The organism is Shewanella sp. SP2S2-6, assembly GCF_031931965.1.
Classification (GTDB): domain Bacteria; phylum Pseudomonadota; class Gammaproteobacteria; order Enterobacterales; family Shewanellaceae; genus Shewanella; species Shewanella baltica.
This window is the reverse complement of record NZ_JAUOEQ010000013.1, coordinates 49,700-72,245: the sequence shown is the minus strand read 5'-3', so window position 1 is coordinate 72,245 and position 22,546 is coordinate 49,700. Positions and strand designations below refer to the sequence as shown.

Sequence of the window (22,546 nt, the reverse complement as noted above, 5' to 3'; positions counted from 1 at the left end):
GCAAAAATGCCTCAGTTAGATTAATCTGACCTTACTTTACTTGCTTATGGTGCTCAGCTTGCGATATCGGGCAAATTTATTAGAAATGCGCAGCTTTAAGCGTTTCGAGACTGAACTCGCGCACTTAGGCTTTAGCCATTTTCAACCCTTAGCGCCACTTCGCCCTTGGGTGCAGCGCTACTTTCATTTGCGCGTAGCGACTGATTTACCGCAGAGCATTGAGCAGACATTTTATCCAGACGGCGGCACTAGCCTACATTTCTATTTCCCAACGCCAACACTAACTCAAACGCTCAGCGGCGACGAACCTCAAGTGTTGTTTCATTGTGGTCAGAGCCGACATTCCCACGCCTTTTTGCCAGGAATCGAGCTGCTGACAGTTCGCTTTCACCCCGGCGGCGCGTTTCATTTACTCGGCATTGAACTGCAAGATATTCAGTCTGCCACATCAGTGATGGCTATTGATGCGACGCAATTGCAGCTAACAGGATTGGCTCAACTGTTATCGCAACTGGCGGAAACGAATCAGCCGGCCCAACGCATCGCATTACTTGAGCATTGGCTATTGCAACTCAACCAGCGGCAATTTGATGCGGCCTTATCTCGACATAAAAGCGCTATGATTGGCTTAGTGCAGGCGAGTTTACCAAAGCTTATTCAAACCCAAACCAGTTTAGAGGATTTCTATAAGCAACTGCCCTTAAGTCGCCGCCAGTTTGAACGAAGATTTAAACAAGAAACCGGATTGTCGCCGGCGCAGTTACTACAATTAAACAGAGTCAAAGTCGCCCGAAACTTACTCAGCCAATCACCTAACCTCAGCCTAGTGCAGGTTGCATTCGATTGCGGATTTTACGATCAAGCCCATCTACATCAACACTTTGTAAGGGTGACACAGCAAACACCAGGACAATACAAAAAGCGTAAAATGTCGCAAATCTCCAATCCCAGGTCGCGCTAACCGCTTAGATTGAAGCCTCAGCTTATAGGAGGCTTTTATGTCAGAACGTATACCACGCCAGCAAATTTATCAGCTACAACCCGCACTCGCCAACGCACTGTTAAGCTTAGACAAAGCAGCCGGCGACTCCCACTTTTCGCCATTACTGGTGCATTTAGTCAAGCTTAGAGCATCGCAACTCAATAGCTGCGCGTTTTGTCAGCGAATGCACGCCAAGGAAGCCAGAAGCGACGGTGAAGAACAGCTGCGTTTAGATTTACTTGCCGCTTGGCATGAGGTCGATGGAATCTTTAATGAACGGGAACGTGCAGCGCTGCTCTGGACAGAAATCTTAACCCAAGTTGCTACTGCACCCGTGCATGACAGTCATTATGCGGCGCTTGCAGAGCATTATTCCGAGAAAGAAATTGTCGACCTCACCAGCTTAATCATTGCCATTAATGGCTGGAACCGCGTCGCGATTGCCTTCCACCTGCAACCCATCTAGCGGCACATAAATGGACAAATAAACAGGGCACCGCATCGGGTGCCCTGCTTATTGATATCACTGTGACGCTCGTACCAGCTATGCCGTTAGCTTAAGGTCAGCGCGACAATTTTGAGTGGATGATTATCATCGAATGACGGGAAATCCTCATGGGGATCGAGCCAAGTGTGCGCTGTGACACTGCGGCCTTGTTTTTCAACGCAGCGCACTAAGCTGTCGAACCAAGCTTGGCGTTCGACTTTCGCCACATTGTTACAGCAAACGATAGTGCCACCGACTTTGGTCGCCATTAATGCGGGCTTAAACAAACCTTGATAATCATTGATCAAATCGACAATACCGAAAGCGCTCTTGGCATAACGCGGTGGATCGAGGAACACCAGATCAAACTGGGTTTGCGGCAATTTGGGGTAGCTCGGTAATTTTTGATTGCGGCGGCCTCCCACACTCAAACCAGCCAATTGGCGCAGGGCCGGAAACGCATCACTCTGCACAAACTCACACACATTCGACACCTGATTTAACGCCGCATTCGCTTTACCCGTGGCTAAAGCAAAAGAAGAAAAATCGACGTTCATCACCCGAGTCGCGCCGCCCATGGCTGCCGCAGTGCCAATGCCGCAAGTGTAGGAAAACAAATTCAGCACGGTTTTATCTTGGCTGTGTGCCCGCACATATTCACGGCCAATGCGCATATCGAGGAATAACAGCGGATCTTGCCCTTCGTGGCGCAGTTTAGTGCTGAACTTGATGCCATTTTCCTGCATGACTCGCTCAGAATTCGCAATATCTGCCAGTGCGGGTGATAACGCGTTCAATACCCGGGAATTACCTAATGAGCGGTCGTTATACACAATCGGCAAATCGGCCTGTTGCAGCAAAACGGTGCTGACATCGATTAACTCTTCGTCGGTTAAGGTCTGATGAAAACTCTGCACTAGCCAAGTATCGCCGTAACGGTCGACATTCAAGCCACTCACGCCTTCGACTGTGCCATGGAACACCCGAAAACAATCGGTTTGATCCTGTTCTGCTTGTTGTAAAAAATCATGGCGTTTCGCCAGAGCCGTCGATAACAGCGTTTGAATAGACATAAAAAGCGGGACTCGCGCAGCGGAAACCTGCGTAAGGTTTCAAGAAGGAAAACGGCATGATAGCAAACTAGCACTCAGAATATCGGATAAATTCACCCTGCCAGTGCGAAAAACAGGCTTTAAAAAGTGCATACTAGGACAACGACCTAGCTTGATTGGGTTCATTCACTTTTTGGCTTTAGTCGTTACGGCTCAATGCATGCTCAAACTCACTTATGCCTCCCGTTTGCGATTCAATTCACTGAGTCCTTGATGGATAAGGCTTAAGCAGGCGGAGGGATCTTCTAACGGCAACAGATGCCCATATCGCTGATCTTCTAAAAATACCGTATTCGGTGTGAGCTGTTGCCAACGCTGCCAAGTCGCTTCAGAAAAGAACACTGACGGTTTCCCTCGAATGGCGACGCAGGGAAGCTTTATCTGCCGCAATATCGATAATACATTCGGCGGCTGGGTGTAATTATGCGCTTCCCACCGTTTAGGAAACTTCAACGTGAATTGGCCATCATTGTGTTGATAAACCCCGAATTGGGCTAAGGCAGCAAAAGCCTCATCATCAAAGCGTTTGTATAGCTTACTCATTTTGCAATATTCAAGGAAATGCTCACGACTTTCCCACACATCGCGCTTCTTTAAGGTGTTTTTGGCGGGCGCGGTCAAATTCATTAATGATTTAGGCATTAACTTGGCAAACCAAGCGATAGGGCGCGACACCATTGCAGGTTCAATAAGTATCAGTGCTTTAAACAAATCGGGTCTTTTGTTAGCGGCAAGAATGGTACTGGTTGCTCCCATCGAATGACCCATTCCGACAATTGGCGCACTGCAATGCCGCTCAATATGCAAGATCAAATCATCGGCATATAGCTGCCAATCTCGGCGCTTAGGCGGCAAACCTACATCGGGCCATGTCGGCCTTAACTCGAGTGCATTAAGGCTAAAGGCTTGCTGCAACTTGGCCAATAAGGGCGCATAAACACCTAATGGAAAACCATTGGCATGGTAGAAATGTACGCTTTCACCAGTATCAGAAAAGGTTTTAAAAACCTTAGCCTGTTGTAATTCAGTCCAAATTTGATCCATTAAATCCTACTTATCGCGTCCCAATTTTCTAGTTCAACGGATTCAATCGCACCAATCTCAGCCACTAGGCACCTTCCGTTCAAGCTACGAAATCTAGCGATGAAATCTAACCTGCCGATATTAGCCTCCACGACGGCCTAAAAGGTCATTAAATCACTTCAATTAACGACTCTAATCCGGGCGCGGTTTTAGTTGGCACAAACTCTATCACCTCAAACTCGGCAACATCGGCAATGCAGAACGGATCTTGCTGCAAAATGGCCTCTAGCGCCGCGCGACTGTCAGCCTTCGCGAGGATGACGCCGCCGGTTCGAGGCACCTTGCGACCCGAGGCAATAAAAGTCCCTGCGGCATAATACTGCTCAAGGTAGGCAATGTGCGCGGCTAAATGTAACTCCACTTCGGCAATAGGCTTTTTATAGGTGAGCGAAACAACAAACATAGGTATCCTCTTATTCAGCAAGTCGGGGCTTATACAATAGGTTTCTTCCCGCTGACTATATAGTGCGGTCCTAAAGTGTCAAATGAACTTAGCCTCCAGCAAAGTTAAAAACAGTCAACAGCAGGTTGCACCTCTGTTTACGTGTGGTTATCAACCCATGATGAATACGTATGTAAGCGGTTGTACCTAAAACCAAGGCAAGGCTACTATAAATCCGCTCGTTTCACCCTCTGCTTGTGGGGTTTGAGATGTGTGAGGTCGTTTCTGATAGGGTTATATACAAGGATTACTATCAGGCTTAAGTTCTTTCTGCTGACTGGCTTTGAGCCATTCTTTTGGACTGACTCGTTTTAATTAAGGTGTTAAGTCCAAATGTGAAATGAATTTATCGGCGAATATGCTTCTGAGGGAGAGGTATATTCGCCATTTTTTCACAGAGCTGACTCATTCATAGCATGCGCGAAACCATAGCGAACAAGCTTTGAATCAGACTCTTAGCTGTTTCGAGGATGCGCTGGCTTTTACACACAAGCCTCTTTGCAGTGATGAATAGCGATCCACATAAAAGCAAAGTACAGTGCCAATCCATTGCTCGGCAAAACAATTAAAACAATAAGCACTCAAGGCAGACATACTGCCGGCAACAGAAAGGAAGTTCAATGTCTTCGAATCATCAACAGGCGAATCAACAAGATAGCCATCAAGCTGTCGTGCCTCAGGCGCCGCATTCATTCAAGCAACAACCTGAACTGAATTTCTGGCAAATTTTTGATATGTGCTTCGGCTTTTTAGGCATTCAATTTGGTTTTGCCCTGCAAAATGCCAACGTTAGCCGCATTTTCCAAACCTTAGGCGCCTCTATCGATGAAATCCCCATTCTGTGGATTGCCGCGCCGCTGACGGGTTTGTTGGTTCAACCTATTATTGGTTATTTAAGCGATAAAACCTGGGGACGCCTTGGCCGCCGCCGCCCTTATTTTTTGATTGGTGCGATTTTTACCACTCTCGCCATTTTTATCATGCCGCACTCGCCTACCCTGTGGATTGCCGCGGGCATGTTGTGGATCATGGATGCCTCGATCAACATCGCCATGGAGCCATTTCGCGCCTTCGTCGGTGATAATTTACCGAAAAGCCAGCGTACCCAAGGCTATGCTATGCAAAGCTTTTTTATCGGCATTGGCGCTGTGGTCGCTTCGGCCTTACCCTATATTTTGACTCACTTTTTTAATGTCGCTAATACCGCACCAGCGGGTGAGATTGCCGACTCAGTGCGTTATGCCTTCTATTTCGGTGGCACAGTGTTATTGCTCGCGGTCACTTGGACTGTCGTATCGACAAGGGAATATTCTCCCGAAGAGTTAGCCGCCTTTAATGCTAAACAAATCGATGCTGAGGATGAAACCTTATCCCGAATCCGCAGCGCAAAAAAATATCAATTTGCGTCCTTCGTGTGGATGGGGCTCGGTGCCCTGCTCACCTTCGCTATTTGGGCGCAGGATTTAGACAAGCAACTGTATATCTTAAGCCTAGGGATTTTTGCCTTTGGTCCATTGCAACTGTATTGCGCGCTGCGTTTAGGTAATTCACACCCCGCTGAACGCCATAAGCTCGGCATGGTATTTAGCGTGGTCGATGACTTATTCCATATGCCCAAAGCCATGCATCAACTGGCGATTGTGCAGTTTTTCTCTTGGTTTGCGTTGTTTGCCATGTGGATTTACACCACAGCAGCCGTGACGTCTTACCATTTTGGCAGTAGCGATGTGTTGTCCCAAGCCTACAACGACGGCGCAGATTGGGTCGGCGTGCTGTTCGCCTCCTACAATGGTTTTGCCGCCATTGCCGCGATCTTTATTCCTATGCTGGCTAAGCGTATCGGTATCAAACTGACGCACACAGTCAATATGTTCTGTGGCGGTATAGGCTTGATTAGCTTCTTCTTTATTAAAGATCCAAGCCTGTTATGGCTGCCTATGATAGGTGTCGGTATCGCGTGGGCGTCCATTTTATCTGTGCCCTACGCTATGTTATCGGGCATGTTACCCCCGCAAAAAATGGGCGTTTACATGGGGATCTTTAACTTCTTCATTGTGATCCCGCAGCTTCTTGCCGCCAGTGTGCTGGGTTTAGTGCTCAATGGTCTGTTCGATGGTCAACCTATTTATGCGCTGATCACAGGTGGCATCTTGATGATGTGCGCAGGTATTGCGGTACTTTTTGTTGAGCAAGAGATTGTGGATCAAAATGACCAAAGCGCCGCCGTAAATAGCAAAACCAACTTAACCACAAAAGCCGCAAACAAAGTTAACTGATAACAGTTCACTGAGAGCAGTGACGCCCAATGAGGTGGCACTCAATTAAGCTGCGCCCATTTAAGTGCTGAACAGTTAAGCGGTGAACAATTAAGTTAGACTTTTTTAGATGCCAAGCCATTAGATAACAGTCAGTTAGATACTAGGCCGTTAGATAACAGTCAGTTAGTCGGCATATAGCCAGATACGTTAAGCGCGGTGAACTCGGCAAGTTGGCGATTCACCGCAGCATGAAGCTTTTATATCAATTCAATCACTATAAAAATATAACCATTATTTGGGGAGAACGAGATGGAATCGAGTCCTACGCCGCAGCAGGATCTGCACACTAGCCAAACCCGTCACGCACAAACGTTAACAAGGCGCAGCCGCCTAGCGCTTGCCGTCGCCGCAAGTCTATTAGGGACAATAGGATTCACAGCCTGTTCACCCACATCGAATTCAGCCACACCAAGCATGAGTGTCAATGCCGCATCAAATGTGCAGCTGGTTGCGCCCGGCGCACCGGGTAAAGCACCGACTTGGGCATTTTCGGGTAAAACCGGTATTGGAACGTCGTACGAGCCTTACACCCAAGGTCAATACCAAGATGCCAAGCAAAATCCCATTAGCCGCGTTTGGTTCTCCCTCGCCCAAGGTATTTTAACCGAAACCATGTATGGTCTGATCCATAATGCGCAGCTCAAAGAACTGCAATTTGTGGTCACGGGTAATGGCTTTGTCGATACCGAAAAAGATAACACCATCAGCAGCATAGAATATTTAGATACCGATGCTAACGGTCGCCCGCAATCCCTTGCCTATAAAATTATCAATAAAGATGTTGAAGGTAAGTATCAGATTGAAAAGCATATCTTTACCGATCCCGACCGCGACACCCTAATGATGCGCATCACCTTTACCGCCTTTGAAGACGGCATTACGCCGCATTTGTATGTCAATCCGCATATCGATAACGCGGGCGCCAATGATATCGGCCGCATCGACACTAATACAGACAATCATACTGGCAATCAGGCGCTGGTGGCCTATACCGCCGCCAAAGACAGCAGCGTGATGACGGTGAAATCCGATCTCAATTTTGTGCAGGCAACCACTGGCTTTGTCGGTGTCTCCGATGGCCTAGCCGATTTGGCCGATAACGGCACACTCGATACGCCCTATCAAACGACCAGTGCGCAAGATAAATCGACCGTTGGCAATATAGCCTTTACTGCGAGTTACCCTACGCTCATCAAAGCCAAACCCGTCACCTTTAATCTCGCCATCGGTTTTGGTAAAGATGAAACCCAGAGTTTAGCCAATGCCGATGCCACCTTAACCGCAGGTTATGATGCAGTGCTGAGCGCCTACAAAGGCGATGCAACCCATGTCGGCTGGCACGATTACTTAAGCTCGCTGCCCGCCATCGCAAACATGGCCAACAACACCACAGATAACGGCAAGCTGCTGTATACCAGTGCTATGGTCTTGAAAGCGCAGGAAGATAAAACCTATGCGGGCGCACTTATCGCCTCGTTATCCAATCCTTGGGGCGATACGGTTTCAGCAGCCGTTCCGAGTACTGGCTATAAAGCGGTATGGCCGCGTGACTTTTACCAATGTGCCATGGCATTCCTCGCCATGGGTGACACCCAAACGCCCAAAGTGGCCTTCGAATACCTGAAAAAAGTGCAAGTAACCGAAAAGACGCCCGGCTTTACGGGTACGCCGGGTTGGTTCCTGCAAAAGACCCATGTAGATGGCCAAATTGAGTGGGTTGGTGTACAGCTCGATCAAACCGCCATGCCAATCATGCTCGGCTGGAAACTCTGGCAAGCGGGTGTACTCACCCCTGATGAGATCAGTCACTGGTATCAAGAGATGCTCAAAGGTGCAGCGGACTTCTTGATCAGTGGCGGTGAGGTCAATCTGGATTGGAATCACACTCAAATCACCCCGCCTAAAACCCAGCAAGAGCGTTGGGAAGAACAGGCTGGTTACTCACCCTCGACAACGGCCGCCGTGATCGCAGGTCTTGTTGCCGCGAGTGAAATTGCCAAAGAAGCTAAAGATATTACTTCAAGCGCCCGTTATCTTGCCGCCGCCAAAGACTTAAGTAATAGTTTAGAAAAACACTTAGTCACCACCCAAGGACTACTAAAAAACAGCGCAGGCGTCAGCGCGCCTTACTATTTACGTTTAAGCCCGAATGGCGAGCCAAATACTAGCGATACACTGGCAGCGAATAACGGTAAGCAAGGTTTAGATCAGCGTCAAATCCTCGATGGCGGATTTTTAGAACTAGTGCGTTATGGCGTGCGCGGTGCAACCGACAAGCTCATCAATCAAAGCCTTCAACTGATTGATAATAAAGAGCTTGAGCACAACCTACGCATAAAATACGAGTTTACCGCCAAAGATGGCAGCACTATCCCAGGCTTTAGACGTTATGGTAACGACGGCTACGGCGAGGATACGGTGACTGGCCATAACTACGCAGAATCCGGCAGCAACAGCGCCAATCAACGTGGCCGAGTCTGGCCCTTCTTCACCGGCGAGCGCGGTCATTTTGAATTAGCACTCGCCCAAGCGAAAGGCGAGCTAACAGGCAATAACGCCCAGCAAACCAAGCAGCAGTTGATCAACACCTATGTGCAGGGCATGGAAACCTTTGCGAATGCGGGCATGATGTTACCCGAGCAAGCCTGGGACGGTGTCGGCGATGCCACCCGCTACCATTACCAACTCGGACAAGGCACTAACTCGGCCACGCCGCTCGCTTGGACCCATGCCGAATACATCAAACTGGTGCGATCGATGACCGACGGCCAAGTCTGGGATAACTACCCTATCGTCCCAGCGGCATTGAAATAATGTATTGAAATAACATATTAGTCGAACTACAAATTCGGTATATCGCTGGCTAGAACAACCTCTCATAAGTTGTTCTAGCTTTTTTATAGGGGTTTTATAATGCTTGATTTAGCTCCTACTCTCCCCACATAAATTATTTCGATAAGTATCATTGTTAGACTATACTGTTCATACGTACAGTATACTGTGATTTATTATGATGATCCTAGGCCGCTTCGCCAAACATACCCAATATCGGCTCTCGCTATTTAGCTCCTTGATTGCCGCAGGATTTCCGTCACCAGCCCAAGACTATGTAGAACAAACATTAGATCTCAATGAGTTATGCATCAAACACCCCGCCGCCACGTTTTTTGTCAAAGTCCAAGGGGATTCGATGATCGACGCGGGGATTTTCTCCGGTGATATTTTGGTGGTGGATCGCTCATTACAGCCGGCACACGGGGATATCGTTGTCGCAGCAGTCAACGGTGAATTTACCGTAAAGCAATTACAGCTGCGCCCTGTGGTGCAATTGCTGCCACGTAATGCCTTATTCTCCCCGATTGCCATCAATGATGAGTCTGAGTTAAACATCTTTGGAGTGGTGACCAACGTGGTGAAAAAGCTCAAATGACGTCCTCACTATTCGCCCTCGTCGATTGCAATAATTTTTATGCATCCTGTGAGCGGATGTTTAGGCCAGATTTAGCTGGCAGGCCGATTGTAGTGTTATCCAATAACGATGGCTGCGTCGTCGCCCGCTCGGCAGAGGCAAAACAACTTGGCATCAAGATGGCGGTGCCTGTGTATCAAATCGCAAACCAACTCCGCCAGCATCACGTCGCGGTATTCTCCTCCAACTATGCACTCTATGCCGACATATCAAATAGAGTCATGACCACCTTAGAGCAAATGGTACCGAAAGTAGAAGTGTATAGTATTGATGAAGCGTTTTTAGACCTTTCTCGTTTCGATAAATGCATTGATATTCATCAGCTTGCACTTGATATTTATCACCGAATACCGCAGTGGATTGGGATCAGCGTTTGCGTCGGCATTGGACCGACAAAAACCCTGGCTAAACTGGCAAACCATGCCGCGAAACGTTATCCAGCGACGCAGGGCGTGGTTGACTTGCGCGACCGTGAACGCCAACGACGGCTGATGGCGCTTATCCCTGTCGACGAAGTCTGGGGAATAGGCCGTAGGCTTACAAAACGCTTGAACATCATGGGTATAAATACCGCGTTGCAATTGGCGGATGCGCATCCTAAGCTTATCCGCGACACCTTTTCTGTCACCGTCGAGCGCACGGTACGCGAACTTAACGGCATTGCCTGTGATGACATACAAGAGGTCGCCGCTACTAAACAACAAATTATCAGCTCCCGATCCTTTGGCAGTCGTATTGATAATTTAGAAGCGATGCAACAGGCAATCAATGAATACACTTTTAGGGCCTGTGAAAAACTGCGCTCCGAGCGCCAGTACGCTAAAGCGATGTCGGTATTTGTCCGTACTAGCCCTTTTAGCGATGCAACTCCCCAGTACAGCAAATCACTGTCGGGCAGTTTAGTTCGCCCCAGCAATGATACGCGGGATTTTGTCACCCTTGGCCAAAGCCTACTGCAACGCATTTGGCGTGAAGGTCATGCCTATGCAAAGGCCGGTGTCATGTTAGGGGATTTTTTTGGTACAGGCATGTTTCAGCTCGGATTATTCGATGACGTCACGCCTAGGCCTAAAAGCAAGGAGTTGATGCAATTACTCGATAAAGTGAACCACAGCGGTCATGGAAAAATATGGTTTGCAGGGCAAGGTATTGACCCGACTTGGGGAATGAAGCGTGAGCACCTTTCTCCTCGTTACACCACCCAATGGGCACAATTGCCCATAGTGAAATAATCAACAGAGCCAGTGGCTAAATGACCGCCTGCGAATTACAGACCCCACCTAACTCTACACTAACTCTAAACTCCATATAGCACTAAAACCCATCTAGATCTAAAAAACATATACCGCTAAGCCCCGTTGGGTGTTAACGCTAAAGTGGCATTAACACCCATCAAGCTTTGGCTCATTCCGCCTTAACACTCTTCATCGCTGAGATCTTCAAAGTACCAGTAGCCTAGATTCACCCACTCGGTAAGTTGCGTGAGCAAATCAGCATGGGCTAACCAAGGGGCTAAGGCAGCTTTATCCAACTGATTACTATCACATAGTAATGGGATCACTGCGGCCAATTCGGCTGAAAGCTGATACTTATCACCATTAATATAGACAACGCCCTGTGCCACATTAATATCAAAATACAAACAGCGCAGCCCGCCGAGGCGAATAAGCGGCTGCTCATCGAGCCAAGCGAGCACTTCGTCTTGCGTGATGTCCAATGGCTCATCGGGTAAATCTAAGGCGCATTTTGACTGAGTTAAATAGCGGCCCGAAAACTCGCTCACCAGTTCATCGGTCAGCATATTGGTCAGTTGCGTACGTAACCGCGTTAAATCGCCATTATCGACACAACCACTGCGGGTGGTCAGCTCGCGATCTGGATCTTCAATCTGCTGTGCGCCTAAATCCTGCTCAGACAAATGATCGGCCAAAGCACTTATCATATCTTTAGCGGAGGCGGTGCGATAACCCACTGAAAAACTTAACGACTGTTCTAAGGTTATGCCGTCATGGGGGAATCCAGGGGGAATATAAAGGATGTCGCCAGGCAACAACTCAGTATCGATAATCGGGTCAAAGGCTTCTGTGTGCAGCAAAGCGGGATGGGCGGCAAACTCTTTGTGCGGTCCCAGATCGCCCACGCGCCAACGGCGACGTCCTGAACCTTGGCAAATAAACACATCATACAGATCGATATGCGGCCCCACGCCACCGCCTGGCGTCGCAAAACTCACCATCACATCATCTAAACGCCAGCGCGGAATAAAATCAAAGCATTGGATCAAGGCCTCCGCATCGGGCACCCAGTTATTCAAAGCTTGGACGATCAGAGTCCAATCCCGTTCACCGAGATGATCGTAGGAATCGAAGGGGCCAAATTCCGCCTGCCATTGGCCTGCTTGTTGGTACACCCGCCGAGATTCCACCAGCTCATCCATGGCTAAGCCCGCTAATTCTTCGGCCGAGACTAAATCTTGAAAATGCTTGAATCCTTGGCGGATCACCAAAGGTTTTTTCTGCCAATATTCTGCTAAAAAATGCGCGGGCGTTAAGCCGTTAATATCGAGTTGCATGGGTTGCTCACAAACCAAACTGTTATTCATAGAAGCAAATGCTAACAGGAAGCGAAACCAAGAAAGCTCGACCGGATCAACAAAGCATTAAGTCTTTTGTCAGCATCAATGTGATAGTGAATTTACTAACGTATTGAATTACAATCGGCTTATCAAAAAGTATTTCGCCACAAACAGCGCTAATGCTGACACATCATTTATTGAGTCCATGTAAGATCTATGCCTACATCAGCTGCTAACACTTTGGTCGTGCTCGACTTTGAAACCACGGGGCTGTCGCCCAATCAAGGGGACCGCGCGATTGAAATCGGGGCTGTGCTGATTGAAGACGGCGTGATCACCCAAAGATTTTCTGAATTAATGAACCCAGGATTTAGAATAAGTCGCTTTATTGAGGACTACACTGGGATCAGCAATCAAATGCTCAGGGACGCGGCGCCCTGCAATGAAGTGATGGCGCGTTTTGCGGACTTTATCGCCGATCACAATTTAGTTGCCCACAATGCGGCGTTCGATCAGCGCTTTTTAGATGCGGAGTTTGCCCAAATTCGCCATCGTTATCTTGGGCAATTTGGCTGTTCCTTGCTGGTGGCGAGACGTTTGTATCAAGCGGCACCCAATCATCAGTTAGGTACTTTAGTGCGCTATAAACAGTTGCCGACCGATGGCACATTTCACCGCGCCTTAGCCGATGCCGAAATGACCGGCCATTTGTGGTTAGCTATGCTGGCAGACCTTCAGCAAGAGTTTGGACTCTGCTCACCGACCTTTGAGTTACTGCAAAAATTAGCGAAGAAAACCAAAGCAGAGGTGCCGAAGTTTTTACGCCAATACGCCGTCAAGTGATCCAAAAAGCAACGCAGCTAAGAGGTATCAAAAAGCAAAAAGCCGATAAATCCAAGGATTATCAGCTTTTTGTTTCAATAGGTACGATTTAACTATTCAATCGGTTGCCAACAAATAACAGTATGCTAGAGCTACGAACGCCTAGCGATAATAGCCATCTATAGCGGCTTAAGCGGCGCGCTATCAATGCCGCAGGAGCTGCGAACCACTAAGGTTGTCGGAATAAGCTGCGCACTCACCTCTTGTCCGCGGATAAGTTTGAGTACACTGTCGACTAAGATCTCACCGGCTAATTGGGTATTCTGTTTAATGGTCGTTAATGGCGGATTGGCAAAACTCGCCACCGGAATATCGTCATATCCCACGACAGCCACTTGCTCTGGAACTGAAATACCCTTTTCCTTCAGCGCCCGAATCGCGCCAATGGCGATCAAATCGCTGGCGGCAAATATCGCATCAAACTTAGCACCTTGTGAAATCAACACCATAGCGGCATCGTAGCCAGAACTTTCTGTGCTGATGGCCGACACTTGCTTAGTCCGATCAACGGGAATATTCGCCGTTTGCAGCGCCTTTACATGACCTAAATATCTGTCCCTAAACTCAGGACTGTGGCTCGAAGCATCGCCTAAAAAGGCAAAAGCATTGCGGCCAAGGGAAATTAAGTGCTCTGTCGCGATCAAGCCGCCTTGATGATTATCACAGCCTATCGATAGCACAGACTTGTTGTTATGCTCGGCGCCCCAAATCACAAAATGGGTATTCTGCGCTAATAGTCGTTCTAGCTTTTGCTCGTAATCCATATAGTCGCCGTAACCGAGCAGAATAATGCCATCGGCTTTATTACTGTCTTCATAATCGGCGTGCCAATCGCTGGATAATTGCTGAAAAGAAACGAGTAAATCATAACCCTGCTGCGCTGTTGCTCGAGTGATGGAGCCCAGCATAGACAGGAAAAAAGGATTGATTAACGAGTCATCATTGGTGGGGTCTTCACACAATAGCAGCGCTAAGGTATGGCTATTTTGGGTGCGAAGATTACTGGCGTTTTTATCGACCTTGTAATTCAGCTCTTTAGCAATAGCTTGAATGCGTTGTCGGGTCTCTAAATTGACTAACGGACTGTTTCTAAGGGCACGGGAAACCGTAGACTGGGATACGCCAGCACGATAAGCAATATCAATCGAGGTCGCTTTCGATGCCATAGAGAGGAGGTAACCTTAGTGATTATTTTGCGTCGATACTAAAACAGTTACGCTAACTTGTATAGACGAATGCGTTAACATCCGTCTTACACTGGGGTTTCTGCTTAAATGCCAAGCTGATCGAGCAAATCATCGGCTTCATTATCAATGGCGCGAGTCGCAATAGCAGGTTTATCGGCCATCTTCACCCAAGGCGAAACATTCGAATTTGAGTCGTTGTTTCCCCCAATCGTACTGTGCTGCTCTAACAGGCTATCGGGGTCGAACTCTTCATCGTAAACAAATTCATCTAAACGGATAAATTCGGTTTTATCCATGGCAAATTCGAGGTAGAAAATATGATTGTTTTCAGTTCTAAACGACACTCTACGGGCCACAGCATCATCTAAGTTAGCATCGATTGAAATAGTTAACTCTTTATTAATCGTCAACATTTTTGGTTGACTTTGGCTGATTGACGTTTGTAATTCTTTTGAAATTTTATTAATAAAATCCCCTAAGATTTGGTTCATCAACTCACCCATCACGTTACCCACTTCATCTGACGTGTGCGAAAACGCTAACTCAGATTCAGGCATCCCCATGTTCAGCATGTAGCGACGGTAGATTTCAATCGCCGCTGATGCGGAAAAGTTGATCACCACTAGGCCTGAAAAACCGCCATCAAAAATCGAGAAACAACCGAGATCAGGTTTTAGACGCGTGCGCGCGATACTTTGAACCATACCCGCGTGGGTAACATTACTGGCACTGGTGCTAGAGAGCACGTGGGCGACTGAGTGACATAACTTCAGTAAAATATCATCCGACGTTACGATAGTATTTGTGGTCATAATCGATTCTCAAACTGAATAATGCATTAATCTTGCGCGTAAAAGTGTAAAAAATCAAAATTAAAACAATTGATTAGCCTAATTTAGCAAGGCCGTAAAGTTAACATAATGCTAACTTATTGATATTTAATAGGTCAGATAAAACCTTCAAGGCGCAAGAACTTAAAAAACGGAATAACTTAATAAGAACATGCCCCATAATGCAACAGATTAAAATTCCCTATCATGATTCCCTGCTTTAGATCAAAGAAACTCATATTTTATAACGGCTTTTGCTGAATTTATGTCACAGACGATTCAATTGAGATTGATTCGCAGGTATATTAAGCAACAATTATTAGCCTTTGAGAAACCCCAATGATCACGTTTTTGCGCCGATTTACCATCTTGCAACGCTTAATGATGATGCTTCTTATGGCCGCGATAGGGACTGTGTGTTTTGCCAGTTTTTCGATTAAGGAGCAGTACAGCAATTTAATTGAGCAGAAATGGCTACAGATAGACGGTCAACTCGCAAGCATGTTAAGCGTGATAGATATACATCGTCAGGATGCGCTCAAAGGTAAATACAGCGAAGAAGACGCCAAGAAAGCTGCCGCTGAGTTAATCAATCAGACTCGCTATTCTGGCTCAGGCTATTTCATTGTTATTGATGATAATAATCAAATCCTCGCCCACGGTGACAATGCAAGTCTTGTTGGTACCTCAGCATTAACATTTAAATTACCCAATGACACTAATCCATTGGCCACTATGCTGCCATTGGCGCGGGCTAAATCTAAAACCACCCTCGAATACCCCATAGCCGATCCTATGACTCGCGCTATCGAAGATAAGCTCGCCGAAGCCCGTTACTACCCGCAATGGGGCTGGACAGTGATAACAGGCGCTTATCTCAGTGATGTGAAAGCGAGTTTAAAGTCGGTCATTATCGATTACCTGATTATCATGTTTTTGATTTCAGTACCGATTTTTGCTTTCTTCCTTGTGCTTAATCATTCCATCACCTCGCCATTGAATGATGCCATTGATGCCCTTGAAGATATTGCCCAAGGCGAAGGCGACTTAAGTCAGCGGATTAATGCCCAAGGTAAAGATGAAATTGCCCACCTTGCTCGCGCCTTTAACATGTTTGCGCAAAAAATTGGCGACATGGTCGGCCACTTACAGCCTTTAGGCCAAGCATTAGACACTGACGCCAAACAACTCTTAATTGCAGTTGAAGAGTCTAATCAAAGTGCTGAGCATATCCACAGAGAAACAGGTAGCGTTGCCACCGCAGTCAATCAAATGCTCTCAACCACCCACGAAATGGCGAGCAACACTCAGCAAGCGGCCGATGCGGCGAACAGCGTAAAAGAACAGGCGCAGCAAAGCCAAGTGGTGATTGACAACACGGTCAGCAACACTGAAAAGCTGGTGGCTGAATTAAAAGCCTCTGAGATCATCACCCAAAAGCTGGGCGTCGCCTCACAGCAAATCGGTAGCATTCTCGATGTGATCCGCAGCATTGCTGAGCAGACAAACTTGCTCGCCCTTAATGCCGCCATTGAAGCTGCGCGAGCGGGGACCCATGGCCGCGGTTTTGCTGTAGTTGCCGATGAAGTCCGCGCCCTCGCCACTCGCACCCAAGACTCGACCAATGAGATCCAAAAAATCATTAGCGAGATCCAATCTGGTGTCGGCTCAGTAATGAAGAGCAACAATCAAACTCAGCTGCAATCCGATGAGCTGCAAGCCCAAGCCCACGAAGCGGGTAAAGCCATGGCAGCGATTCTGCAATTGATTGCCCATATCAGTGACATGAACACGCAATTAGCCAGTGCTACCGAAGAGCAATCACTAGTGACGGAAGAGATTAATCGAAATATTTGTAATATTTCGGAATTAACCGAAGTCTCAGTCAAAGCCAACGAGAGCAACAGTCATGCGGCTCAGTCACTGCAAGACATTAGCCAAGACATGTCCCGCACCTTAGGTCAGTTTAAAATCTAACTAACAGTATATGAGCTGTATAACTTGTCGATAGGGGCGCCATAGAGCGCCCTTTTCGTTGCACATGTTTCCGGTAACCCTGGTTAACCGCTAGCTCACCAACAATGAATTTCAACGAAAAAGTCCCATCAACCACAAATTCTCTGTCACGCTAACGTTTGATATGCGGTATGCTTTAGCCTTAAAAATCCAACCGAGACACTGCCATGCGAATGACCTTAGCCGTTCACCCTGAACAGTACACAATTCATAGCTTTAGCCCGAATGCCGTATTGCCCAGTGAGGTTTTTGCACAAGACATGTATTTCATTGGAAAAACCCAAGAAGGTTTATCTTTAGTTATTTCCAGTGAAGTGAAACTCGACAGCCTAGAACAAGAACCGGACTGGTGTTGTTTTGAAGTGCTCGGGCCACTCGGATTCTCGATGACAGGCATTTTATCTAAAGTGTCTGGCACCTTAGCGGACGAACAAATCAGTATTTTTGCAATTTCCACCTTTGATACTGACTACATTTTAGTGAAAAAGAATCGCCTCAACAGTGCCATCGCTGCCTTGAAAAAACAGGGCTACCACATCATAGAATCGAAAGACGAAGTGTAATACCCCTCTAAATATGAGCTCATCCACTATGTACGAAAAAACAGTCACCATTACCGCTAAACATGGCATCCACACTCGTCCTGCAGCTTTACTGGTTAAAGAAGCCAAAACCTTTGATTGCGATGTCATGGTTGAATGCAATGGCAAACAAGCGAGTGCTAAAAGTCTGTTTAAGCTACAAACTTTAGGGCTATATTCTGGCGTTACGGTAAGAGTGTTTGCCGAAGGTGAACAGGCACAAGCCGCAGTTGAGAAAGTCTCCGAACTGCTGATCACGCTAAGCTAGCTAGGCCTTTGTCCTATTTTCGAGTGTATTGATTAGCGCACCAATATCTAAGACTGCATATATAACTTACCGACGAGGGATAAGTCGAAACGGGTTCTGTACGTGCCAATACTTTACACGCCAACGCTTTACAAACTCAACGCCACTCAACTAGACTCGCTAGCGCTAACAAGCATTCAGTTCAGTGGTTAATTTAGGAAGGGATATGTCAATAACGGGGATTATAGTGTCATCGGGAATTGCCTTTGGTCAGGCACTTCACCTTATTCACACCGAACACCACCTCGATTATCGCCCTATTCCCCTGTCGAAAATTCCCCAACAACAGGGCAAGTTTGCCAAAGCCTTACAAGAGTTGCAGGCACAACTGACCCACAGCCTAGCCACACTAGATAGCGACTCCGAAAATTATCAGCTGATCGAAGCCGATTTATTATTATTGGAAGACGATGAATTAATCGAGCAAGTAAATGATGCGATTCGTACCTTACAATTGTCGGCAAGTGTGGCGGTTGAACGTATTTTTGCCCATCAGGCCAATGAGTTACAATCCTTAGATGATCCCTATTTAGCCAATAGAGCCCAAGATGTGCGCTGTTTAGGCCAAAGAGTCGTCGCGGCGATAAACGGCCATTTAGCTCAAGGGCTCGAAAAACTCGATAGACCCACTATCTTGTTGGCGCAGGATTTGACCCCCGCCGAATTTGCCTTACTACCACGGGAAAACCTCTGCGGTATTGTACTGAAAACGGGCGGTTTAACGAGCCATACGGCGATTTTAGCCAGAGCAGCCGGCATTCCTGCCATCTTAAGTTGTCAGTTCGACGCAGACTCTATTCCCAACGGTACGCCCTTAGTGCTCGATGCACTCGCGGGTGAACTTTGTGTCAATCCCAATCCAGACCAACAGGCAAGACTCACTGTCACCTTTCACCATGAACAGGCAAGACGGGCGGCACTGCAAACTTACAAAGATGGCCCTGCGCAAACCCAAGATGGTCATACCGTGGGACTCATGGCAAACGTGGGTAATCTCAACGACATCACCCATGTCAGCGATGTCGGCGCCGATGGAATAGGTTTGTTTCGCACCGAATTTATGTTGATGAACGTCGCCACCCTGCCCGATGAAAAAGCCCAATACAGCATATATTGCGATGCATTGCACGCCCTAGGCGGTAAAACCTTTACCATCCGTACCTTAGATATAGGTGCAGACAAAGAACTCCCCTGTTTATGCCAAGAAATTGAAGATAATCCCGCCTTGGGTCTTCGCGGCATTCGCTACACCTTGGCGCACCCAGAATTATTTAAAACCCAGTTGAGGGCCATTTTGCGTGCAGCTAACCATGGTCCGATCCGTTTGATGTTCCCTATGGTCAATCAAGTCGAAGAATTGGATGAAGTGTTTGCACTGATTGCCCAGTGCCAAGATGCCCTGGAAGAAGAAGAGAAAGGCTACGGTGAACTCAGCTACGGTATCGTTGTCGAAACCCCTGCTGCGGTATTCAACCTCAACGCTATGCTGCCAAGACTCGATTTTGTCAGCATTGGTACCAACGATTTGACCCAATATGCAATGGCAGCCGATAGGACAAACCCGCAGCTTACCCGTGACTATCCGTCCCTTTCGCCTGCCATTTTAGCCTTAATTAACATGACAATAACCCAAGCTAAGGCCGCTAATGTTAAAGTTTCTCTGTGCGGTGAACTCGCCAGTTCACCGCAAATTGCGCCACTGTTAATCGGCATGGGGTTGGACGAACTCAGTGTTAACTTAAGCTCACTCTTAGAAGTGAAAGCTGCCATTTGCCAAGGCAGCATCACACAATTTTCGGCATTAGCGCACACAGCATTACAACAAGATAGAATTGCAAGCTTACAGCAGTGTATAACAAGCTATAAATAGAGACATTTATTCGTTATGCTGCATTACAGAACAAAAACAATGACAAAAACAAGCAAAAGAGGCTCTAGATTATGGGATTTTTAAGCCGAATAAGGCGCTTGGTATCGGGCCAGACTCAATTAGCTGGCGGTATCATGGTATATGCCCCCGTTTCCGGGGATATTGTCGCCATTGAAAAAGTCCCCGACGTGGTTTTTGCTGAAAAGATTGTCGGTGATGGCATCGCTATCGCCCCCAAAGGCGAATTAATTCTGGCGCCTATCGACGGCACCATAGGTAAAATTTTTGAGACAAATCATGCCTTCAGCATTGAGTCTCCCCAAGGTTTAGAGCTATTTGTTCACTTTGGTGTAGGTACAGTCGAGCTGAGAGGCAAAGGGTTTAAACGTTTAGCCCAGGAAGGTCAAGAAGTGAAAGTCGGCGATCCAATTTTGTCATTCGACATTGATTATCTTAAAGATCAAGTAGACAGCCTACTCACCCCTGTCGTTTTGGCAAACATGGAAGACGTCAAATACCTAGACAAGGCCCAAGGCAGTGTTACCGCAGGTAAAGACGTGATTTTTACAGTGCAGATCTAATTTAAAATATTGCATCATCTATCGGTTGTTTGTTGAATAATAAAAGGCTGACTCACCATCATGAGCCAGCCTTTTACGTTTTTGAAAACCGAGCCTAAAACGGTATTGCATTCGCCAAGCTGTACCGATACACAGACTTAGGAGAATCTATTTCGGCCGTTCTCACGCTAAGCATCATGTTACTTGCAAATAACGGCTACATGACTCTAGTAAACTAATCTACTTTGAACATGGCAAAATCAGGTCGCGGCAATTTATCTAAAATACTGTACAGATAAATCACTAATACCGAGAGTGCCGCGCCCGTCAAAAACAGCCTCTGACCGCCAAAATGATCCAATATTATGCCGCCACCAAGGGGCGCGAGGGCAAAGCCTAAATCATAGAATGAGGCAGCCCCAAAGTAGGCGCCGCGAAGATGATCAGGGGCTAAGCGGTCAATATGCACATTCATAGTAGGAAACAAAATCGTCTCGGCGACGCTCATCACCACAATCGCACCAATCCAGCCCCAAAATAGATCCAGCGGATTAAATGCCAGCCAGATTTGTGAGCCGATCAGTAATAGCAATCCGATTTGAATCCGTTTGACGAGCGGAAAACGGGCCATGAGTTTCAATAGCAAAAATTGGGTGGAGATAATCACCATAGCATTGGTGAAAATCATGCCAGAAATTAACGTCAGCAAATCAGGCGCACCTGCGCGAGTAAGATATTGGATCAACGAACTGTCCATTTGGGCATAAATGAACATACACAAAATATTGGCAAAAATTAAACATTGCAGCAGTTTATCTTGCAATAGAATGGCGATAATTTGCTTACGGCTCACGACTGCCGCTTTTTTCGTGCTCGTCTCAGTATCACTCAATAAGCCATTCACGCCACGATTAACACCATCACTTGTTATGCCATTTACACAGCCACTTGCACCATCACTTTCAGTGCCACTCGTACCGCCACTTAAATTGTCATTCGATGAGGCGCCAGCCGCCAAAGCCGCATCCTGACGGGTTTGATGGTTAAATCCCCAGTACAACATAATTAACAACACGGCAAAGGCCACTGCGGTAAGGTAAAAACTGGACTGCTTGCCCGTAAGACCAAGCCATACCCCAAGCATAGGGCCAACGGCGCAGCCAACGTTGACGATGAAATACAGTGACTGCATCGCCAATTCGCGCGTCTTAGAATCGGCAATAATGTCACCAATAGCGGCGGATGTTAGCGGTCGCCACAGTGAAGTGGCCATAGAGCACAATGTCATCACAACCACATACCCTTCAACAGAATTGGCTTCAGCCAATAATGAAAACGAAATGATATAGAGGATACCCGTCACGTACATCAGCTTATGACGACCTATTCTGTCGGATAATGAGCTACCAACAAAGCTGGTAAATACCGAAATAATCGCGGCGCTGGACAAGACCATGCCGACCTCTGTGGCACTTAGCGCAAATTTCTCATATAAAATAACAGCTAAAAATGGCCATACCATGTAATAACTGCCACGGGTGATAAACGACCCAAACAAAAATATCCACATCAAGCGCGGAAATTGCTTAAATCGCTGCAAAGAAACATCGCTGTGCATTTTAATCCTTTAAAAGTCGCGCTAGAGTCAACGCCAGATATCAAACTGATTTTAATGAAAAAACAATATATACAAGGCACTTAAGTTAAACAAGTGTTAAAAAGTCAAGCCAAAGCAAGGCAATAGCGATGATTATCCCTAGAAAATTAGCGTTTTGTTACTCACCAGATATCGGCAACACATCCCACTTGTGACATGCGCCGCACAATGCCACAATGCCAGCAAAA

General features: G+C 47.0%; 19 protein-coding genes. 12 read left to right on the top strand and 7 right to left on the bottom strand.

Annotation, left to right across the window (positions count from 1 at the left end):
• Positions 1-46: 46 nt before the first annotated feature.
• Both Q4Q57_RS11145 and Q4Q57_RS11140 read left to right on the top strand, forming a co-directional pair.
• Entirely contained in the window at positions 47-961 is a 915-nt protein-coding gene (locus Q4Q57_RS11145; protein WP_311890847.1) for a helix-turn-helix domain-containing protein, read from the top strand.
• Positions 962-998: 37 nt separating this feature from the next.
• Positions 999-1,448, top strand: a complete 450-nt coding sequence (locus Q4Q57_RS11140; RefSeq protein WP_311890846.1) for a carboxymuconolactone decarboxylase family protein — start codon at positions 999-1,001, stop codon at positions 1,446-1,448.
• Positions 1,449-1,534: 86 nt separating this feature from the next.
• Here the strand turns inward: Q4Q57_RS11140 and Q4Q57_RS11135 are convergent, their stop codons facing one another.
• The 3 genes from Q4Q57_RS11135 to Q4Q57_RS11125 all read right to left on the bottom strand — a co-directional run bounded on the left by Q4Q57_RS11135 (position 1,535) and on the right by Q4Q57_RS11125 (position 4,067).
• The gene (locus tag Q4Q57_RS11135) at positions 1,535-2,542 is read right to left on the bottom strand and encodes a class I SAM-dependent methyltransferase (RefSeq protein WP_311890845.1); all 1,008 of its coding nucleotides are present in this window, start codon (positions 2,540-2,542) and stop codon (positions 1,535-1,537) included.
• A 213-nt stretch (positions 2,543-2,755) separates the two neighbouring features.
• A complete protein-coding gene (locus tag Q4Q57_RS11130) occupies positions 2,756-3,625 on the bottom strand; it encodes an alpha/beta hydrolase (RefSeq protein WP_311890844.1) in 870 nt (289 codons plus the stop codon).
• Between the two features lie 148 nt (positions 3,626-3,773).
• The gene (locus Q4Q57_RS11125; RefSeq protein WP_311890843.1) at positions 3,774-4,067 is read right to left on the bottom strand and encodes a YciI family protein; all 294 of its coding nucleotides are present in this window, start codon (positions 4,065-4,067) and stop codon (positions 3,774-3,776) included.
• A 659-nt stretch (positions 4,068-4,726) separates the two neighbouring features.
• On the opposite strand from Q4Q57_RS11125, the gene Q4Q57_RS11120 reads away from it, so the two are divergent.
• From Q4Q57_RS11120 to umuC, 4 genes are all read left to right on the top strand, one after another.
• Positions 4,727-6,382 (top strand): MFS transporter, encoded by a 1,656-nt coding sequence (locus Q4Q57_RS11120; protein WP_311890842.1) that lies wholly within the window; start codon positions 4,727-4,729, stop codon positions 6,380-6,382.
• Between the two features lie 291 nt (positions 6,383-6,673).
• Entirely contained in the window at positions 6,674-9,238 is a 2,565-nt protein-coding gene (locus Q4Q57_RS11115) for a glycoside hydrolase family 15 protein (RefSeq protein WP_311890841.1), read from the top strand.
• Between the two features lie 196 nt (positions 9,239-9,434).
• A complete protein-coding gene (umuD, locus tag Q4Q57_RS11110; RefSeq protein ID WP_220590351.1) occupies positions 9,435-9,854 on the top strand; it encodes a translesion error-prone DNA polymerase V autoproteolytic subunit in 420 nt (139 codons plus the stop codon).
• On the top strand, positions 9,851-11,125 hold the full coding sequence (umuC, locus tag Q4Q57_RS11105) for a translesion error-prone DNA polymerase V subunit UmuC (RefSeq protein ID WP_311890840.1): 1,275 nt from the start codon (positions 9,851-9,853) through the stop codon (positions 11,123-11,125). The genes umuD and umuC overlap by 4 nt, the downstream gene beginning before the upstream one ends.
• A 182-nt stretch (positions 11,126-11,307) precedes the next feature.
• Here umuC and Q4Q57_RS11100 read toward each other — a convergent pair whose 3' ends face one another.
• A complete protein-coding gene (locus tag Q4Q57_RS11100) occupies positions 11,308-12,465 on the bottom strand; it encodes a cupin domain-containing protein (RefSeq protein ID WP_311890872.1) in 1,158 nt (385 codons plus the stop codon).
• Positions 12,466-12,684: 219 nt separating this feature from the next.
• Between Q4Q57_RS11100 and Q4Q57_RS11095 the strand changes: the two genes are divergently transcribed.
• Positions 12,685-13,311, top strand: a complete 627-nt coding sequence (locus Q4Q57_RS11095; RefSeq protein ID WP_011846919.1) for a PolC-type DNA polymerase III — start codon at positions 12,685-12,687, stop codon at positions 13,309-13,311.
• A 158-nt stretch (positions 13,312-13,469) separates the two neighbouring features.
• Here Q4Q57_RS11095 and Q4Q57_RS11090 read toward each other — a convergent pair whose 3' ends face one another.
• Both Q4Q57_RS11090 and Q4Q57_RS11085 read right to left on the bottom strand, forming a co-directional pair.
• On the bottom strand, positions 13,470-14,516 hold the full coding sequence (locus Q4Q57_RS11090) for a LacI family DNA-binding transcriptional regulator (protein WP_311890839.1): 1,047 nt from the start codon (positions 14,514-14,516) through the stop codon (positions 13,470-13,472).
• Positions 14,517-14,620: 104 nt separating this feature from the next.
• Positions 14,621-15,349 (bottom strand): DUF3334 family protein, encoded by a 729-nt coding sequence (locus tag Q4Q57_RS11085; protein WP_106650630.1) that lies wholly within the window; start codon positions 15,347-15,349, stop codon positions 14,621-14,623.
• Positions 15,350-15,706: 357 nt separating this feature from the next.
• Between Q4Q57_RS11085 and Q4Q57_RS11080 the strand changes: the two genes are divergently transcribed.
• The 5 genes from Q4Q57_RS11080 (at position 15,707) to crr (ending at position 20,722) form a co-directional block, all read left to right on the top strand.
• The gene (locus Q4Q57_RS11080; RefSeq protein WP_311890838.1) at positions 15,707-17,344 is read left to right on the top strand and encodes a methyl-accepting chemotaxis protein; all 1,638 of its coding nucleotides are present in this window, start codon (positions 15,707-15,709) and stop codon (positions 17,342-17,344) included.
• A gap of 206 nt (positions 17,345-17,550) precedes the next feature.
• Positions 17,551-17,946: an ACT domain-containing protein gene (locus Q4Q57_RS11075; RefSeq protein WP_220590356.1), complete on the top strand. Its 396-nt coding sequence runs from the start codon at positions 17,551-17,553 to the stop codon at positions 17,944-17,946.
• Positions 17,947-17,974: 28 nt separating this feature from the next.
• Complete coding sequence (locus tag Q4Q57_RS11070) at positions 17,975-18,232, top strand: HPr family phosphocarrier protein (RefSeq protein ID WP_028760055.1); 258 nt, start codon at positions 17,975-17,977, stop codon at positions 18,230-18,232.
• A gap of 205 nt (positions 18,233-18,437) precedes the next feature.
• Positions 18,438-20,141, top strand: a complete 1,704-nt coding sequence (gene ptsP / locus Q4Q57_RS11065; RefSeq protein ID WP_311890837.1) for a phosphoenolpyruvate--protein phosphotransferase — start codon at positions 18,438-18,440, stop codon at positions 20,139-20,141.
• Between the two features lie 71 nt (positions 20,142-20,212).
• Positions 20,213-20,722, top strand: coding sequence for a PTS glucose transporter subunit IIA (gene crr, locus Q4Q57_RS11060; RefSeq protein WP_106650635.1), 510 nt, complete (start codon positions 20,213-20,215; stop codon positions 20,720-20,722).
• A gap of 214 nt (positions 20,723-20,936) precedes the next feature.
• Here the strand turns inward: crr and Q4Q57_RS11055 are convergent, their stop codons facing one another.
• The gene (locus Q4Q57_RS11055) at positions 20,937-22,319 is read right to left on the bottom strand and encodes an MFS transporter (RefSeq protein WP_311890836.1); all 1,383 of its coding nucleotides are present in this window, start codon (positions 22,317-22,319) and stop codon (positions 20,937-20,939) included.
• Between the last annotated feature and the right edge of the window lie 227 nt (positions 22,320-22,546).

Bases quoted from the DNA above. Each gene is read 5' to 3' on its own strand.
- Q4Q57_RS11120 (WP_311890842.1), top strand. From the start codon at position 4,727: ATGTCTTCGAATCATCAACAGGCGAATCAACAAGATAGCCATCAAGCT.
- Q4Q57_RS11125 (WP_311890843.1), bottom strand. From the start codon at position 4,067: ATGTTTGTTGTTTCGCTCACCTATAAAAAGCCTATTGCCGAAGTGGAG.
- Q4Q57_RS11100 (WP_311890872.1), bottom strand. From the start codon at position 12,465: ATGCAACTCGATATTAACGGCTTAACGCCCGCGCATTTTTTAGCAGAA.
- umuC (WP_311890840.1), top strand. From the start codon at position 9,851: ATGACGTCCTCACTATTCGCCCTCGTCGATTGCAATAATTTTTATGCA.
- umuD (WP_220590351.1), top strand. From the start codon at position 9,435: ATGATGATCCTAGGCCGCTTCGCCAAACATACCCAATATCGGCTCTCG.
- Q4Q57_RS11080 (WP_311890838.1), top strand. From the start codon at position 15,707: ATGATCACGTTTTTGCGCCGATTTACCATCTTGCAACGCTTAATGATG.
- Q4Q57_RS11140 (WP_311890846.1), top strand. From the start codon at position 999: ATGTCAGAACGTATACCACGCCAGCAAATTTATCAGCTACAACCCGCA.
- Q4Q57_RS11085 (WP_106650630.1), bottom strand. From the start codon at position 15,349: ATGACCACAAATACTATCGTAACGTCGGATGATATTTTACTGAAGTTA.
- Q4Q57_RS11075 (WP_220590356.1), top strand. From the start codon at position 17,551: ATGCGAATGACCTTAGCCGTTCACCCTGAACAGTACACAATTCATAGC.
- Q4Q57_RS11145 (WP_311890847.1), top strand. From the start codon at position 47: ATGGTGCTCAGCTTGCGATATCGGGCAAATTTATTAGAAATGCGCAGC.
- crr (WP_106650635.1), top strand. From the start codon at position 20,213: ATGGGATTTTTAAGCCGAATAAGGCGCTTGGTATCGGGCCAGACTCAA.
- Q4Q57_RS11130 (WP_311890844.1), bottom strand. From the start codon at position 3,625: ATGGATCAAATTTGGACTGAATTACAACAGGCTAAGGTTTTTAAAACC.
- Q4Q57_RS11135 (WP_311890845.1), bottom strand. From the start codon at position 2,542: ATGTCTATTCAAACGCTGTTATCGACGGCTCTGGCGAAACGCCATGAT.
- Q4Q57_RS11115 (WP_311890841.1), top strand. From the start codon at position 6,674: ATGGAATCGAGTCCTACGCCGCAGCAGGATCTGCACACTAGCCAAACC.
- Q4Q57_RS11090 (WP_311890839.1), bottom strand. From the start codon at position 14,516: ATGGCATCGAAAGCGACCTCGATTGATATTGCTTATCGTGCTGGCGTA.
- Q4Q57_RS11070 (WP_028760055.1), top strand. From the start codon at position 17,975: ATGTACGAAAAAACAGTCACCATTACCGCTAAACATGGCATCCACACT.
- Q4Q57_RS11095 (WP_011846919.1), top strand. From the start codon at position 12,685: ATGCCTACATCAGCTGCTAACACTTTGGTCGTGCTCGACTTTGAAACC.
- Q4Q57_RS11055 (WP_311890836.1), bottom strand. From the start codon at position 22,319: ATGCACAGCGATGTTTCTTTGCAGCGATTTAAGCAATTTCCGCGCTTG.
- ptsP (WP_311890837.1), top strand. From the start codon at position 18,438: ATGTCAATAACGGGGATTATAGTGTCATCGGGAATTGCCTTTGGTCAG.